14 protein-coding genes are annotated in these 16,078 nt (G+C 54.2%); 8 read left to right on the top strand and 6 right to left on the bottom strand.

Features of this window, described 5'->3' with window-relative positions:
• The 3 genes from Q0X57_RS03545 to Q0X57_RS03555 all read right to left on the bottom strand — a co-directional run.
• On the bottom strand, positions 1-1,618 hold a 1,618-nt coding region (locus tag Q0X57_RS03545; protein WP_297727715.1), incomplete at its 3' end, for a C25 family cysteine peptidase.
• Between the two features lie 280 nt (positions 1,619-1,898).
• Positions 1,899-2,264, bottom strand: a complete 366-nt coding sequence (gene rplS, locus Q0X57_RS03550; protein ID WP_007365615.1) for a 50S ribosomal protein L19 — start codon at positions 2,262-2,264, stop codon at positions 1,899-1,901.
• Positions 2,265-2,733: 469 nt separating this feature from the next.
• The gene (locus Q0X57_RS03555; protein ID WP_297727720.1) at positions 2,734-4,044 is read right to left on the bottom strand and encodes a replication-associated recombination protein A; all 1,311 of its coding nucleotides are present in this window, start codon (positions 4,042-4,044) and stop codon (positions 2,734-2,736) included.
• 248 nt (positions 4,045-4,292) lie between these two features.
• On the opposite strand from Q0X57_RS03555, the gene Q0X57_RS03560 reads away from it, so the two are divergent.
• The 8 genes from Q0X57_RS03560 to Q0X57_RS03595 all read left to right on the top strand — a co-directional run bounded on the left by Q0X57_RS03560 (position 4,293) and on the right by Q0X57_RS03595 (position 12,090).
• Positions 4,293-5,504 carry a WG repeat-containing protein gene (locus Q0X57_RS03560; protein ID WP_297727723.1) on the top strand — a complete coding sequence of 404 codons (1,212 nt, stop codon included), beginning with the start codon at positions 4,293-4,295 and terminating at the stop codon, positions 5,502-5,504.
• Positions 5,505-5,707: 203 nt separating this feature from the next.
• The gene (locus Q0X57_RS03565) at positions 5,708-6,787 is read left to right on the top strand and encodes a virulence RhuM family protein (RefSeq protein ID WP_297727725.1); all 1,080 of its coding nucleotides are present in this window, start codon (positions 5,708-5,710) and stop codon (positions 6,785-6,787) included.
• A gap of 407 nt (positions 6,788-7,194) precedes the next feature.
• A complete protein-coding gene (locus Q0X57_RS03570; RefSeq protein WP_297727728.1) occupies positions 7,195-8,148 on the top strand; it encodes a M48 family metallopeptidase in 954 nt (317 codons plus the stop codon).
• Positions 8,148-8,696 carry a cob(I)yrinic acid a,c-diamide adenosyltransferase gene (locus Q0X57_RS03575; protein ID WP_297727731.1) on the top strand — a complete coding sequence of 183 codons (549 nt, stop codon included), beginning with the start codon at positions 8,148-8,150 and terminating at the stop codon, positions 8,694-8,696. Before Q0X57_RS03570 ends, Q0X57_RS03575 begins: the two co-directional genes overlap by 1 nt.
• 21 nt (positions 8,697-8,717) lie before the next feature.
• The gene (locus tag Q0X57_RS03580) at positions 8,718-9,713 is read left to right on the top strand and encodes a M28 family peptidase (protein ID WP_297727736.1); all 996 of its coding nucleotides are present in this window, start codon (positions 8,718-8,720) and stop codon (positions 9,711-9,713) included.
• Positions 9,714-9,729: 16 nt separating this feature from the next.
• On the top strand, positions 9,730-10,149 hold the full coding sequence (locus Q0X57_RS03585) for a SufE family protein (RefSeq protein ID WP_025883840.1): 420 nt from the start codon (positions 9,730-9,732) through the stop codon (positions 10,147-10,149).
• Positions 10,150-10,159: 10 nt separating this feature from the next.
• Positions 10,160-11,101, top strand: a complete 942-nt coding sequence (locus tag Q0X57_RS03590) for a phosphatidylglycerol lysyltransferase domain-containing protein (protein ID WP_297727741.1) — start codon at positions 10,160-10,162, stop codon at positions 11,099-11,101.
• Between the two features lie 2 nt (positions 11,102-11,103).
• Positions 11,104-12,090, top strand: coding sequence for a GNAT family N-acetyltransferase (locus Q0X57_RS03595; RefSeq protein WP_297727743.1), 987 nt, complete (start codon positions 11,104-11,106; stop codon positions 12,088-12,090).
• Positions 12,091-12,299: 209 nt separating this feature from the next.
• On the opposite strand, the gene Q0X57_RS03600 is transcribed toward Q0X57_RS03595, so the two are convergent.
• From Q0X57_RS03600 to nfo, 3 genes are all read right to left on the bottom strand, one after another.
• A complete protein-coding gene (locus Q0X57_RS03600) occupies positions 12,300-14,666 on the bottom strand; it encodes an Ig-like domain-containing domain (protein ID WP_297727745.1) in 2,367 nt (788 codons plus the stop codon).
• Between the two features lie 20 nt (positions 14,667-14,686).
• Complete coding sequence (locus Q0X57_RS03605; RefSeq protein ID WP_297727748.1) at positions 14,687-15,289, bottom strand: L-threonylcarbamoyladenylate synthase; 603 nt, start codon at positions 15,287-15,289, stop codon at positions 14,687-14,689.
• 6 nt (positions 15,290-15,295) lie between these two features.
• A partial coding sequence (gene nfo / locus Q0X57_RS03610; RefSeq protein ID WP_297727751.1) for a deoxyribonuclease IV occupies positions 15,296-16,078 on the bottom strand: 783 nt, incomplete at its 5' end.

The raw sequence follows: 16,078 nt of genomic DNA on the forward strand, positions 1-16,078 counted from the left end.
CCCCGACTCCGACGCCACGCCGCCCCTCCGTGAGGAGACCAAAGTAGTCATCCGTCGAGTAGCTGTAGACGTTGGTCGAGTTCTCCCCCTGATAGGTTAGCAGGAACTCCGTCAACTGAAAGTCTCGTGCGCTCCAGTCCTGCGACACCTTACGATTGTCATAAGCGCCATCGCCCATCAGCAAGAGTAGCGGGTGGTAGCTCTCCGCGCCATGCTCAGCCTCGTAGCGACGCTTATAGTCCCACAGCATCAAGCGATAAGCCGTCGCATCGGGCGTACCGCCATTATATTCATCAAAAAGCTCCTGCTGCGTCACCACCTGCACCCGTAGTCCCGAGTGCTCTCGGTGATAACTGGCCAAGCGCTCTGCAGCTGGGCGCAAAGCCTCGGTCGTGATCATCAGATAGTCCGGCACCGTGTCTAGACGCACCCCACCATGAGGAAGCGCCACGACCTGCTCCACAGGGTAAGCGTCCGCAAGGGCAAAGAGCGTGTACTCCACAGGCAACCCAGCCCCATCCGTCACGGCTCCCGTAAAAGTCACAGCTCCACCTTGCTCCGCTATGGGTAAGCTCGCCACCTGCCCCTCGGGCATTCGTCCCCACAGTTGCAGGGCACTCGCAGAGCCTGTCACTCCGATGCGGTGCGATGCGATAGCTCCGGGAGTGGCGGAGTAGTTACGAAAGGTCAACTGTCCCTTCCCTCCATACTGCAAAGCGACTGGTGCCACCAGCGTCAGATAGTCCAGGTAAGCTTGTCGTCCTGCTGGTGCTATCTGTAGTTGTGCTTCCACCCGCTGAGCCTCTGAGGGGAGCTTGGCAGCAAAGCTCTTATTATGATAGATTCCTGCTAGAAAGTCACTAGCAGAGCTATGATCTTCACTTCTCCAGATAATGTCTTTGTACGTTTCACCGCCCAGCTGCACCGTTAGCTCCAGCGACTGATCTTTATCTGGTAGTCCCACATAAGCCACACCTAGCTCGCCCTCGGCAGCAGACACCAGTGGCGATGGCAGTGAGAGTGGCACCGTGAGCGGATGCCCACCGAGTGGCTCGCCAAAGAGCAGACGCCCTGAGGCACGTAGCGAGTGACGATCCTGCTCATAGAGCTCATGCGCCAAGAAGCTTGTCCGCACAGCCGACTCCGTAGCTTGCTGCGCCCCCTGCGACTCAATGCGATGCACTGGCAGATCCGTCCGATCGGTCGCTAGGTAGTACCCCTGATTGCTATAAATGTTTTGCTGATGGCGGAAGGTCTGTCGCGACAGCTCTGGGATCCACTCGGTCACCCCCATAGCGTAAAAGTAAACCACATCATCAGCCACATAAGCGGGGACAGGCGTAAGGTGCAAACTATTATCCTCTAGCACTTCGCTCAGCATCGCCCCACCACGTCCGAAGAGACGTACCTCGGCAGGGTTCGCAATGCCTGCCTCTCGTAGTGCCGCAAAGGTGACCTTGTACACTCCCGTGCGAGTCACCGAGAGACGCGCCCAGTGCCCCTCACTGAGTGGCGAGCTGGCGGAGGATTGAGCAGTCAGCCCCAGCCCCCCTGCTAGCAGTATGACCAGCAGCAGGCTCAGAGGACTGTATATATAATGTAGGAGTCTATGTCTCATAAGTAATCTAATAACGTGGCTACAGCCACTTATAGTATATCCATCACTATGACCGATGACGCAAATATACCACAATCTTCCCTTTTGAGACTGTTGACTTCTGCAACAGTCTCCTTTAGCTTACCTAGTTAATAGTCCTAGACATCTCCAATCTTACGAATAGCCCCTTGCTCATGTCTAGTCGGAGTAAGTCTGCGACCGTCCTAACCGCAAAATTAGAGAGGCATCTCAACTCATCCGTTGAGATACCTCTCTTCATTAGTCTGAGCTAGCGACTCTATTACTTGACGCTGGCAGAGAGCGTACGACGCTCACGAATGCGAGCAGCTTTACCACGGAGGTTGCGCAGATAGTAGAGCTTAGCGCGACGTACCTTACCGTGACGCTCTACGTGGATCTCCTCAATAAAGGGGCTGTTGTAGGGAAAGATACGCTCTACACCTACACCGTCAGAGATCTTGCGTACGGTGAAGCGACGCTGGTCACCATGACCGCTGATGCGGATGACCGTACCGCGAAACTTCTGAATACGCTCCTTGTTACCCTCCTTAATACGGTAGTCCACGACAATCGTGTCACCTGGGGCAAACTTAGGTAGCTGCTTGCCACTCTTGAAGTCTTCTTCGACTAGCTTGATAAAGTCCATAATAATGTGCTGTTACTTTTTTGATTAGCTATGAGCTAAACGCAATATACACAGGCGACTTGTGAGCCCCTTGCTCTAAGCCTAGAATGCTCTTCCTGCCAGAGATTACGCAAAGCTGACGACAAAGGTACAAAAAACTTGCTAATGGACAACCCCCACCTCAGACTCGGCATAATATAAAAGTGAGCTCATTTCAGCCCCATCAAAGGAAATCGCCATTCCCTCGGTGAAGACTTTTGAATCTCCAGCGAGGAGACGAAAAATTCTTCGGAACTTTCATTTCTTTCTTCCGAAGTTTCATTTCATTCTTCCGAAGTTTTATTTCCCAGCTCCGTGGAGAATTTTCGTTTCCCAGTGAGAGACTTGCGATTTCCTCGGAAGGAAAGAGATTAGAAGGTAGAAATCGGGGGTGGTGGAGCGATCGGAAGTATCGGAGCAATCGGATATGTATAATCCTAACGTCTAACCTCTACTCTTCCTCCTCTATAAACTTGAGGTAGTTGCTGAGCGTACGCTCGGCTTGCCCCACGTCTTGCGGGGCGTAAAAGTGCGCATCGCTAAGTTCGTCGGGCAGGTACTGCTGTCGTGTATAGTGCTTGGGGAAGTCGTGCGGATAGTGGTAGTCGACACCGTAGCCGAGGTCAGACATTAGCTTCGTAGGTGCATTGCGCAGATGGAGCGGAACTGGCAGATTGCCCGTCTCACGCACTTTAGCGAGGGCCGCATCAATAGCGAGGTAGGCCGAGTTGCTCTTCGGTGAACCAGCCAGGTAGACAACCGCCTCGGCAAGCGGTATGCGTCCCTCGGGCCATCCGATGAAGTCCACCGCATCGGCAGCTGCCTGCGCTACGACCAGCGCCTGTGGGTTGGCCAGGCCTATATCTTCGGCAGCTGAGATGACCACACGGCGCGCTATGAAGCGTGGCTCCTCGCCCCCCTCGATGAGGCGAGCCATCCAGTAGAGCGCTGCATCGGGGTCGCTGCCACGTATGCTCTTGATGAAGGCCGAGGCGATGTCGTAGTGCAACTCCCCATCACGGTCGAAGGCTGCGGGCTGTTGACGAGCTACGCTAGCAATCGCCTCGCCCGTCAATCGTACGGTCGTCTCGTCGGGGTGCTGCTCGAGAGCCATTGAGAGGGTCATCTCGAGGAGGTTGAGCAGCTTGCGCGCATCACCACCAGCCAGATGAATAAGCATCTCACGGTCGGCACCCTCTAGGGAAACGGTGTAGCGAGAGAAGAGCGGATCGGTAGCGAAGACACGGTCGATGAGTTGGGAAAGGTCGCTATGCTCCAAGGGCTTGAGAACGAAGACCTGACAGCGTGAGAGGAGCGGGCGGATCACTTGAAAGGAGGGGTTCTCCGTCGTAGCACCGATCAGCGTGACCACCCCCTGCTCGACGGCTGCCAGTAGGGAGTCCTGCTGGGACTTGGAGAAGCGGTGTATCTCGTCAATGAATAGTATCGGTCGCCCCTGATGCTGAGAGAAGAGACCCGCCTGCGCATCCTTTGCCTCCTGCAGGGTCTTGCGCACATCGGCTACGCCTGAGCCGACCGCCGAGAGACTATAGCAACGACACTGCATCAACTGCGAGAGAAGCTGTGCGAGGGTTGTCTTGCCGACCCCAGGTGGTCCCCATAGGATCATTGAGGGTATGTGCCCCCGCTCGAGCATCACACGTAGCGGGGCATTCGCACCGACGAGGTGAGACTGTCCGACATACTCTTCGAGCGTCTTAGGACGCATACGCTCCGCTAGCGGTATCTGCTCTACTGACATATAGTGCAAAGATACGAATTTAGAGGTTAGAGATTAGAGGCTAGAGATTGAAGATCGGAGCTATCGGAACGATCGGAACTATCAGAGCCATCGGATACGTGTAACCCGAAATTATAACCTCTCACCTCTAATCTCTAACTTCTAGCCTCTAACCTCTAAATTTATATCTTTGCAATAAGGGCAGTAGACCTAGTGCTGAGCCTTCTGCCCGTTGTGTAGCATATCAAACTCAAAAACATTCTAGCATCATGGCTTTAAAGAACTGTACTAAGTGTGGCGCCTCAGTCCCAGGAGGCTCGGCGACCTGCCCACAGTGTGGCAACCCTATGGGTCAAAAGGAGAACAAATCGAAGCAGAAGATGTGGACTGCCATCATCGCAGCAGCCGTTGTTGTCGTGGGGGTGTGTTGCATCCTCCTCTTTATACTGCCCAAGGGGTGCGCAAAGAAGGCGCCCTCAGTCAATTTGGATCCAACAAGCGGGCAAAGCGATACGACAGAAGTGGAGAGCATAGACGAGAACTTTGTCCAGCTAACCCCTGAGTTCATTGAAGCAATCCAGAAGTATGACCAGCTCAGCCTCTTTAGCGAGGGGTATGCGGCTGTCTGTAAGAATGGCAAGTGGGGCTACATCGACAAGGCGGGCCAGGAGGTGATCCCATGCAAGTATGATTGGGCCAATACCTTCCATGAGGGACTAGCCTCTGTGCGGTTTTCTTATGACTCAGGCTATGGCTTCATCGATACCACGGGGCGTGAGGTGATCCGACATCGTCGAGAGATAGCGGTGCCAGGCGATTTTTCTGAAGGGCTAGTAGTTGTCAAGAACGAGGGTAATGATCATTTTTTCGTCCTGGACAAGGAGGGACGTAAAGTTTTCCAAGGGAGTTATGGCAAAGGTTCCTATGCCCCCTATAGTAGCTTCGGTATGATGCCTTATGCCGCACCAATTTATATCGAGAAGTTCATTGATGGTAAGCTCTACATCCCCAAGGGGGAGTCAGGATACAACGTTTATGACACTAAGGGCAACAAGGTTAAAGAAGTGAGTGACAGCGAGATGGAGCAGATCACAAAGCGCGCCACCGCTGGCCAAGCTCAGACCTTCACACACACGCTCTACACAGATAAGATGTACGGCGGGATGGGTGAGATAGTACTCTGGGGCGTGAAAGATGCCAACGGCAAGATAATCGTTCCTGCAGAGTACGATAAGGCTAGTATCTATTTCGAACCGGAAAAAATAGACCTCACTAATGGCGTGATCCCTGTAGTCTTAATAGAGTATAGCGGGATTAGCTATATGGGTGAATGGCTGGGCATCTGCCCTGATGATGGCAGTGTAGAGCATTACGGCTATGTGGATCTAAAGGGGAATGACACCTTCCCTAAGGGACTCAAGGAGCGGTGCGCAAAGTCTAGGCTGAAAGCTATCGAGCGCTACAAAGCTGAAGAAGAATAGGACTTGTAACGTATAGCCTACACATAGAGGACTCCTCTAGATACGCAAGCAGCCCCCTCACTACGCAGTGCTAGTGAGGGGGCTGTCATACATTTGTCTTGTATAGTTGCTCTGCTTGACTGTTTTTGATTACCTTTGAGTACGCTTTTGCTATACTGCTTGAACCTATTCAAGCCATCTCACTTACTAATCCACGTCACGATATGACTACGACTAACGAACCTCTCCTCTTAGCTCCCGAGGAAGACTCACCAGGCGCTCCTCGAGACGAGCAACGCATCATCATATACAACAGCGAGGACGGGCGAGCTAAGGTCACGCTCTACGCCCGAGATGGTAGCGTCTGGATGAATCAAAGCCAGCTCGCAGAGCTTTTTGACACCTCTGTCCCTAACATCAGCATGCATATATCAAACATACTGAAAGATAGAGAGTTGGTGCGTGATTCAGTTATTAAGGAGTACTTAACAACTGCCACAGACGACAAGCAATACCGCGTCACCTTTTACTCCTTAGAGATGATTCTCGCCATAGGCTTTAGGGTGCGTAGTAAGCGTGGTGTACAATTTAGACAGTGGGCCACTCGCAACCTGAGGGAGTATATGATCAAGGGGTTTGTCATCGACGATGAGCGGTTGAAAAATCCAGACGGCAGACCAGACTACTTTGATGAACTCTTAGAGCGTATCCGAGAGATACGTGCGAGCGAAAAGCGTTTTTACCAGAAAGTGCGTGATCTCTTAGCTCTAAGTAGCGACTACGACGCTAATGACAAGAATACGCAGATGTTTTTTGCAGAGACACAGAACAAGCTGATCTATGCTGTGACCCATAAGACAGCTCCTGAGCTGATACTCTCACGAGCCGATGCGAGCAAGCCGAATATGGCTCTGACCTCTTGGCAGGGAAGCGTCGTGAGAAAGCAGGATATCATGATTGCTAAAAACTATCTAGATAAGGAGGAGATCGATCTACTCAATCGACTCACAATCCTCTTCTTGGACTCTGCAGAGCTTCGGGTCAAAGAGCGTAAAGATCTTACGCTTAGCTACTGGCGAAACAATGTCAATGCTTTGCTACAGTTTCAAGGCAAGGAGCTACTGCAAGGTAAGGGTGCCGTCTCTCGCAAGCAGATGGTGGAGCGAGTTAAAGCTGTCTATGCAGAGTTTGATCAGCGTCGTAAGCGAGAGTGTATTCGTGAAGAAGAATTGGAGGAGATACGAGCCTTAAAACAGTTAGAGGAGTCTGTATTAGAGCGAACGGACGAGCGGAAGACGAGGTAGTCAAGGGTAGCGACACCTTCCCTAAGGGACTCAAGGAGCGGTACGCAAAGTCTAGGCTGAGAGCCCTAGAGCGCTACAAAGCTGAAAAATAGGACTTGTAACCTATAGTACACCTACACACAGAGGGCTCAATCGCTGAGTAGTAGCGGTTGAGCCCTCTGCTTTGTGTGTCCTACAGATTTAGGCTAAGCGTTGTGTCGCTCTTCTCTGTGAGCTGTTGAGCCGTGTCTAGGCTAAAGACCGATCCTGAGCACACTAGAGTGCAGCCTTGATGGTCATCTATATTACCTTTGCATTGTTTATCTACTAGAGGTTCGCAAAGTGATGATAAACATCTCCCCTAAAAAAGAGTATCTTTGCAGTAGTAGAGACTACGGTCTCATAGACTCAATCAACATACTACGAAGATGACACAGATAGCTAGATGGTTTACAGCACTCACCCTGACGCTCTTACTGGCAGGGTGTGGCGTCGTGCCAATCACAGGACGACAGCAACTCAACCTCGTGTCGGACGCTGAGATCTCGGCGGCCAGCGCACAACAATATAGTCAGTTTATCCGCAAAGCGACGGTGGACAACAACTCGCCCCAGGGGCAGCAGACGCTCCGTGTGGCACGACGCATAGCGCAGGCTACGGACAACTATCTGCGCAACAATGGCTACGACCAGATAGCGCAGGCGACACAGTGGGAGTTTAACTTCGTCCGTGATCGTCAGGTCAACGCTTTCTGTATGCCTGGTGGCAAGATCGTCGTCTACAGTGGTTTGCTCCAGGCGACGCGCCCTACGGATGACGAGCTGGCTGCGGTCATAGCGCACGAGGTCTCTCACGCTGTGGCTAAGCATGCCAACGAGCGCATTAGCCGTGAGATGCTTACGCAGCTTGGCGGACAACTCTTGACAGGAATGGTCGGAGCAAAGAGTGCGGCTCTCGGGGGCATCCTCCAGCAGGTTTATCCGATCGGCTCGCAGCTCTTGGTCTCCCTACCCTATGGACGCAAGCAGGAGTACGAGGCTGACAAGATTGGCATGGTCTTCATGGCAATGGCGGGCTACGACCCTGCGGCCGCTGTGACGCTCTGGCAAAAGATGGCTCAGCAAGGGCAGAAGACACCCGAGTTCCTCAGCACCCACCCAAGCGATCAGAACCGCATCCGTGCCATTCAGGAGTTCCTCCCCGAGGCACGACAGTACTATAGTGGTCCTGGGGTTATGTCGCAAGGGCCTAAGGTACAGCTCAAGTCGCTCCACAAGAAGGGTAACAGTCAAGCGACTAGCCAGCTAAGAGACAGTGGTAGCTCTTCGTCTGCTAAGCAGCAGGACGGGGGAGGCTTTCACTATGAGCCTGTAAGTCGCTAATGAGCATGTGGGAGCGAGGCTTCGTCCACTACTATTACGGTACAGGCAAGGGGAAGAGCACCGCAGCCATGGGGCTGGCGATACGCACGCTGGGGCACGGCGGGCGGGTCTACATTGGGCAGTTTATCAAGACGATGAGCTACGGCGATGTGCTCTTTCTGGAGCAACATACGAAGCGTGAGGAGTGTGCCGTCGAACTATACGGATCAATGTACGGCGGGACGGGCTGCCTGATAGACCATGCGGCTAGTCCTCTGGACGTGCAGGCTGCCGAGCAGGGGCTGGTACGGGCCATCGAGCAGATGTGCTCGGGGCAGTACGACTTAGTCATTTGGGATGAGGTCTCGATGGCTGTCGGCTTGGGCTTGCTCAGAATCGAGGCGCTCATCGATGCTATAAAAAAACGCCCCAATGAGTGCGAACTGGTACTCACGGGACGACAATACTGTGAAGAGCTGCTGCCATATTGCCAGCTTGTCACTAACTTTGCAGAGGTCAAGCACTATTACCACGAGGGAGTCCTCTCTCGTACTGGGATTGAGCATTGATCCGTTTAGCTTTTAATGCATATGATACGTATCACACAATACATCTTACCGCTGCTCCTCGGGCTCTCGTTGCTCTCCTGCAATAAGGAGCAGCAGAGCCAAGAGACGGCTCAGGGAGAAGAGGAGACTCCCCGCATGGCTACCCCCTTTGAGGCGGATAGCGCTTACAATTTTGTCGCCAAGCAGGTCGCTTTCGGGCCACGCATACCAGGTTCTGAGGGGCATACCGCTTGTCTCGCCTGGATGAAAGAGCGACTGACGCAGTATGGCGCCACGGTCGTGGAGCAGAGCTTCGAAGCAACGGCGCATGACGGGACAAAGCTCCCGCTGACCAATCTGATTGCTTCGTACAACCCCGAAGCCTCGCAGCGAATCCTCCTGATGGCGCACTGGGATACACGTCCCTGGGCCGACAAAGATCCGAACCCCGCTAACCATACGCAGCCGATCCTCGGTGCTGACGATGGAGGTAGCGGTGTAGGCGTCCTGCTTGAAGTGGCTCGGCTACTGGGCAGCGTCGCAGCGCCTCAGACGATCGGGGTGGACATCGTGCTCTTTGACGGAGAGGACTACGGCTCCTACTCCAACGAGGAGAGTTGGTGCCTAGGCTCTACGCACTGGAGCAAGAACCCGCACGTGACTGGCTACCAAGCGATGGGTGGCATCCTGCTAGACATGGTCGGAGGGCGCGATGCGACCTTCTACTGGGAGTACTTCTCCAAGAGCTACGCACCGCAGCTTCTTACGAAGGTGTGGAGCAAAGCTGCGGAACTAGGCTACGGATCGCTCTTTCACCAAGCGGACGGCGGAGGCTTGACCGACGACCATGTGCCAGTCATTCGCAATCTCGGCATCCCCTGCATTGACATTGTCAACTATGATCCGCAGAGCGAAGAGGGCTTTGCCCCCTATTGGCACACACTACAAGACAACATGAGCAATATCTCGGCGGAGACGCTAGGTACTGTCGGACATATCGTCATGGCAGTGCTCAAGGATCTAGACGCTCAACATTGATTAGCTTCCTAAACTTATGACTATAGACGAACGGCAAGAGGAACTTATCTCACAGTTTGAACTGGTGGACGACTGGATGGATCGCTACCAAATGATCATCGATCTGGGCGATCAGCTGGAGCCTGTCGAGGACTCGGAGCATACGACCGAAAACCTCATCGACGGCTGTCAGAGCCGTGTGTGGATCATCATATCACCACAGGAAGACGGCACGCTACACCTCAAGGCTGACAGCGATGCGCTCATCACCAAGGGCATTGCCGCCATGCTCCTCTACTGCTACAATGACCAGCCCGCACAGGCTATCGTAGAGACGCCTCTCTACTTCATTGACCGACTGGGACTCCAGTCACACCTCTCACCGACACGGAGCAACGGGCTTCAGTCGATGTACGAGACGATCAGACGACGTGCTCAGGAGTTTCTGAGCCACTAAGAGATAGATTATGACCCCTTTTAGACAGATTGATGTAGCCGACCGCTCCACAGTCTTTCCTTATATATATTATGGTGCAGAGCCGATCTGCGATATCTCCTTTGCCAATCTTTATGGCTGGGCGGTACAGTACGAGACCTCGTGGGCGATCGGTGGCACACAGACACTGGTGATCCGCTTTCGCTCACCACGCCGAGACCACCCCGTCTACCTCTGCCCCTTCTGTCGTGATGACAACTCCTGGACAATGACCATCAAGGAGCTCATGGAGATCTCCGAGCAGGAGGCTTATCCACTCGTCTTCATGGGCGTTACGCCAGGCTGCAAGGAGCGACTGGAGAAGCTCTTTCCCGAGGAGTTCGTCCATATCCAGGACGACGACTACATCGACTACGTCTATCTCAGGGAAAAGCTCGCACGACTCAATGGCAAGAAGCTTCAGTCGAAGCGCAATCACATCAACCGCTTCGAAGCTTCCTACCCTGACTACCGCTACCTGCCCATCACCACGGACGACCTAGAGCGTGTGGCGCACTTTGCCGATGAGTGGCTAGCACATGCCGAGGCAACGGGCGAGCCCGACCCCAGTCTGCATACAGAGCGCAAGGTCATCCAGCGACTCCTCGACAACTATGAGGCGCTGGAGATGCGTGGCGGGATGATCGAGATCGGAGGCGAGATCGTTGCCTTTACACTGGGGTCACCCATCACGGAGGACACCTTCGATGTGCATATCGAGAAGGCGCGCACCGACATTGACGGCGCCTATACGATTATCAACCGTGAGTTCGCCCGTAGCATCCCCGAGCAGTACACCTATGTCAATAGGGAGGAAGACCTCGGCCTGCCTGGCTTGCGTCAGGCGAAAGAGTCTTATCGCCCTGAGGTACGCCTCGTCAAGCACACCTGCGTGTGGCGTCGTCCCGACTGGGCTGGCGAACTGGAGTCCTAAGCATGAGACCGAAGGCAGAGACGCAGCGACTCTACGAAGAGATCTGGCGCACCACCTTTGGGGATAGCGACGACTTCATCGCGCTCTACAGTCGTACCACCTTTGACCCTCGTCGCACCCATCTGCTCACGACGCTAGACCAGAGCCGTGCGCTCAGTCATGTGCAGTACCTCCCCTACCTGATGCGCTACCGTGACCAATGGTGGCGCGCTGGCTACATCTCGGGCGCAGCCACCGCAAGCGACCAGCGAGGCAAAGGGCTCGTGCAGCACCTCATGCGAGCGAGCCACCTGCAAATGTGGCGGGAGGGATGTCTCTGCGCCTTCCTCATACCAGCCGAAGAGTGGCTCTATCACTTCTACCGCAAGATGGGCTACGCCACGCTCTATGGTAAGCGCCTTACTCCTACACTAGAAGGGAAGCCCACCGACCGACCCTCTGGCGAAGCTTGGCAACAATACCGCCACTGGCAAGCAGCCCTTGCCGAGCACTACCCTACCGTCACGCATAGCTACCATCAGTGGCGCACGCTCCTAGCGAGCTTAGCACTCGAGGATGGTGGCATAGGCACCATCGGAGAGACAACCTACTATTATTATAGAGATGCCGAGGGAAAAAGGCAAAGCGTCCTCGCTATCTCCTCTGCAAAGAAACCAGCCGACAAACCTTTTGACCTAAAAGCGCCCTTCGGTATGCTGCGTCCCCTGCGCATTGCTGAATTGCTGGGCTGGGCTATCAAGCTAAGCCTGCTGAAAGTGGATCAGCTCGCTCCCGCAGCGCTCTATGTAGATCCAGAGCGCATCGTCTTTGACCTACTAGACGAACAGATCCCGACGAATAGTGGTCGCTACTGTCTCTTGCGCCAGTGTCGCCAGCTCCTCTTCGCACCACGTCCTAGCGGTCGGCTCGTCAATCCGCTTACGCCCGACCAACTCCTCGCAGCGCACCCCATCCTCCAGCATACGTTGGTCTACGCCATGATGGAGTGACTTTGCTAATGCCTAGTGAATAGATGGTGCAAAGGTAACAAGAGAAACAAGAAAGATAGAACTCTAGTGCGCTCAACGTCTGCCTATAATCTGCAAACGTCTCAGCAAGCCCTAGAGAAGAGCCTTAACCCAGAGCAATAGAAAAAAAGTTCAAACCGATAGACCGCAAAGATGGTAGCTCTATACGAACGTCCGTATAGCTAGGCTCTTTAGCGAGTAATCTTCTGAGCGCTATTTTGTAGCTGTCCCGCAGACTGTCGCACTGTAGATGGGTTGGTCTGGGACGAATTGGTGCGGAGAGGCGAGCCACTCCCAGTGCCGAGTGGTTGCGTCTGAGGCTTACCCTGCTTGTCGTCTTGACCTTGCTCCTTATCCTTGGGCGGAGCGCCTATCTCGATCTCCTCGCCACGCGCTCGTGCCTCTCGCTCCTCGGCACGTGAGGGGAGCCCCATAATCTTACGCTCACGATCCGTCGGGTTCCAACGCTTGCCGTAGCGCTCCCGCATACGCTGCGCGTACTCGACGTTGAGGTCTCGCTTTTGATTAGTTGCGTTAGCACGGTTGCCATCACCCTCCGCAGGCTTATCACCCTCTAGATCTTTCGGGCGTTGCTCTGCTAGAGGCGTACCATCGTATGCCCACTTCTGCTCTGTGGCAAAGCGCGCCTGTACACTTACCGACTGAGGTAGATAGCGCACAGGCTCAGGAGACGTCGCTGGGTAGACTCCCCCATCCCAAGAGCCATTGCCATTTAGATCTACGTAGAGCTTGAGGAAGTAAGTTCCCGGAGCCAACTCCTTAAAGGCAACCAAGCCCGCACTGTCAGGTTGAGCAGTCGCCAGAATCTCCTCCTTACTGCTGAGGAGGTGGACATAGATCGGATGCTCCGTAGGGTATCCCGTGAGCGTGATCGCTAGAGAGCCCAGTTCAGTCGCAGAGGCTATCTTAAGATCCTTCTCGGCCGAAGCACTAGTTCCTCCATAGAGCCCCGTGATGGCAGCCGTATCCACCGTGAGTCGGTAGGTGGTGCCGGGCTCTTTGGCAAAGTCAACCAACCAGCGGCAGCGTCGCACGCTATCGGGCAACAACTGGCAAGGTATCGGCTGCGGTACCGAATCAACCAACTTAGCGAGCTGCACTCGCGTCGTGTCAATGGCTAGAATCGGCACATCATAGCTAATCCAAAGGGAGTCTCGTGTCGTCTCTTTATGAATGTCTTCGTGCGAAAGAATCGTGACAGCTCTGAGTTCGCGCTTTGTCTCTGCTAGAGCAGTGGTATCACTAGCGTGACTGAGACTATTGGGAGCTGCATCGGGAGCTTTTACATCAGGTTGCTTCTTTGGCTTAGCTTTAGCCTTTGTCGCTTGCGCTCTAGGAGCGTGTAGCGTCATCGTGTCAAGCTTATTGATCGGACTACCGATCGAGTCAGTCGTAGGATAGGCAAATGCCACCACGACAGAGTCTCTCGCCAATGAGTCGTGAGGCGAGAGCCAGTAGGTGAGACTCTTGCGATCGGTCGAGAGGTCGGGGTAGTAGCTTGAGGACTTCGTCAGGTAGTCTGGCGAGAGGATCTGGATCTGCGGTAGCGTGTCAAGAGGCTCCGTAAAGGTCGCCATGAGCGACATCGAGTCTCGTCGCACCAGTCGCTCGAGGCGGACAATATGCGTCTTCGGACGGGTAAGTAGGAGGAGCAGGTCGTTCGGTAGATAAACGTAAGGCGACACACTATCGGTGGCTATAGCAGTCGTATCGGTCTCACTCTTAGGAGCTTGCTTCGTAGCGATCAAACTATCGGCACGCATCCCAACCGAATCCGCCACATTAGCGAGCGAATCCACCTTCGTCTGCTTCGCTGGGGTGAGCGCCGAGCGGTGCACCACCTCGGTACGGAAGCTATCGGGCGTGATAGCAAAGCTCTCATTCGGTGCGTTGTAGCTATAGCTACGATCCATATCTACGAGTGCGATAGCGTAATAGATACCATCTCGGACATTCTGCAGAGTAAAGTGTCCCTTGTCGTCCGTATAGGTCATACGAGTCATCGGCCGGTCTAGCGAGTCCGTAGGAAGTGGCGTATCATAGACACCCGCTAGGATATGAGGGACTGGCTGTAGCGTATAGGCGTCGAGCACTTGCCCCGATACCTGCATCGTGTCTAGGTAGTCGCCCGTACTGAAGGCGTAGACATACTGCTCAATGTAGTTGCCCTCGTTGTAATCCTTGATAGCACGATTAAAGTTGATCGTGTAGGTCGTGTTTGCGATCAGACTATCTTGATAAGTGACGATCAGTTGCTTCTGATTGACCAAAGCCTTCGGTGGAATGCGCTGTGGTGGCGAATAGATTATCTTGTCCTCACCTCGCTCCAGCTGGATAAACTCATCGAAGGTGATGCGCACACGATGCGTCGAAACGTTTGTACTCCCCATCTCAGGCGTACAGCGCACGACCCGAGGCGGGGTCATATCGTAGGGACCACCCTCTGGCGAAGATTGCTTGGCACACCCCGCAGCACCTAGGATTAGGAGCAGGAAGGTGACTAAGAGCGTGGAGAAGTGCTGGTGCGAGTGAAGCATGTGCGGTAGTGGCTGTATTGTTAAAAGGTTCCCTCACGGAGAAGCTGCGGCTCCGCACCCGTACAGTCGAGGATCGCGCTATGACCGCCCGGAGCCACACCGCCATCAATGATCAGATCTACCTGATGCCCGTAGTACTCCTCGATGAGCTCGGGATCAGTCAGGTAGTTCGTGTCATACCCCTCAGGCAGATCAGGCAGTGAGCCCGTCAGGAGCGGAGCCTCTAGCTCCTCCAGTATGATCCGCGTCACAGGGTGCTTGCAGAGCTGTACGCCCACCTCCTTGCGCTGACGAAAGGGCGCCGGCAACGTCGTCGTCGGAGGCAATATATAGGTAGCTGGCTCGTACTCGCCCGACTTCATCAGGGCAAAAGTTTCATCCCCCAGCTTAGCATATTGCGCCACCTCGCCAAGGTCTTGGCACATGATCGCCAACGTGTGGCGCTTGCTGTCCACCCCTTTGATCTGGCACACCTGCTCCACGGCACGCTTCTTCAGTGCCGAGCAACCGAGCGCATAGCCTACTCCCGTAGGATAGATGATCACTCCCCCACTCTCCAGGCATTCGACCACCTCACGCACTACTGCGTAGTCAGGCGTATCAGCGTAGATCTTCGTCAGCATATAGTATTAGAGCGCATAGAGGTAAGCGATCTCCTCAGCCCAGAGCTCAGGCACAGGCGTCTCTAGGACAATCGGGATATTGTCTAGGTGCGGGTCGTCCATCAGCATTTTGAATAGCTCCGTACCCATAAAGCCCTTGCCGATAGACTCATGCCGATCCACACGCGTGCCCAAGTCCTTCTTACTGTCATTCAGATGGATCGCACAGAGCTTGTCGTAGCCGACGATGTCATCGAAGGCTTGCCACATAGCCGTGTAGCCATCAGCCGTACGTATCTCATAGCCAGCCGCCAGCGTATGCGCCGTGTCGATGCAGACGCCCACACGGCTAGCATCATCAACGTGCGAGATGATGTAAGCGAGCTGCTCGAAAGTATAACCCACGTTGGTTCCTTGACCCGCCACATTCTCCAGCACCAGCTTGACACCCTCCGACTCAGCTAGGACGGCATTCATCTCAGCAGCAATGTACTCCATGCACTGCTCCTCGGAGATCTCCTTGAGGTGGCTCCCTGGGTGGAAGTTGAGCAAGCTCAGCCCCAGTTGCTCGCAGCGGTGCATCTCGTCGATCATAGCCTGGCGACTGCGCAGACGCTTGGCAGCGTCCGCATTACCTATGTTATATAGGTAGCTCGCATGGGGCAGGATATGCTCCCGTCGGATGCCCACCTCGTCACAGTTTGCGATGAAAGTGTCAATCTGCTCCTTGGTATAAGGCTTAGCCTGCCACTGGCGCTGATTCTTGAGAAAGAAAGCGAAGGCACGTGCGCCCAGCTCGCCAGCACGCAG

Source organism: uncultured Porphyromonas sp., from assembly GCF_947254915.1.
Lineage (GTDB): Bacteria > Bacteroidota > Bacteroidia > Bacteroidales > Porphyromonadaceae > Porphyromonas.

Coding starts and splice junctions, on each gene's coding strand:
- rplS (WP_007365615.1), bottom strand. CDS start 2,264: ATGGACTTTATCAAGCTAGTCGAAGAAGACTTCAAGAGTGGCAAGCAG.
- Q0X57_RS03555 (WP_297727720.1), bottom strand. CDS start 4,044: ATGTCAGTAGAGCAGATACCGCTAGCGGAGCGTATGCGTCCTAAGACG.
- Q0X57_RS03560 (WP_297727723.1), top strand. CDS start 4,293: ATGGCTTTAAAGAACTGTACTAAGTGTGGCGCCTCAGTCCCAGGAGGC.
- Q0X57_RS03565 (WP_297727725.1), top strand. CDS start 5,708: ATGACTACGACTAACGAACCTCTCCTCTTAGCTCCCGAGGAAGACTCA.
- Q0X57_RS03570 (WP_297727728.1), top strand. CDS start 7,195: ATGACACAGATAGCTAGATGGTTTACAGCACTCACCCTGACGCTCTTA.
- Q0X57_RS03575 (WP_297727731.1), top strand. CDS start 8,148: ATGAGCATGTGGGAGCGAGGCTTCGTCCACTACTATTACGGTACAGGC.
- Q0X57_RS03580 (WP_297727736.1), top strand. CDS start 8,718: ATGATACGTATCACACAATACATCTTACCGCTGCTCCTCGGGCTCTCG.
- Q0X57_RS03585 (WP_025883840.1), top strand. CDS start 9,730: ATGACTATAGACGAACGGCAAGAGGAACTTATCTCACAGTTTGAACTG.
- Q0X57_RS03590 (WP_297727741.1), top strand. CDS start 10,160: ATGACCCCTTTTAGACAGATTGATGTAGCCGACCGCTCCACAGTCTTT.
- Q0X57_RS03595 (WP_297727743.1), top strand. CDS start 11,104: ATGAGACCGAAGGCAGAGACGCAGCGACTCTACGAAGAGATCTGGCGC.
- Q0X57_RS03600 (WP_297727745.1), bottom strand. CDS start 14,666: ATGCTTCACTCGCACCAGCACTTCTCCACGCTCTTAGTCACCTTCCTG.
- Q0X57_RS03605 (WP_297727748.1), bottom strand. CDS start 15,289: ATGCTGACGAAGATCTACGCTGATACGCCTGACTACGCAGTAGTGCGT.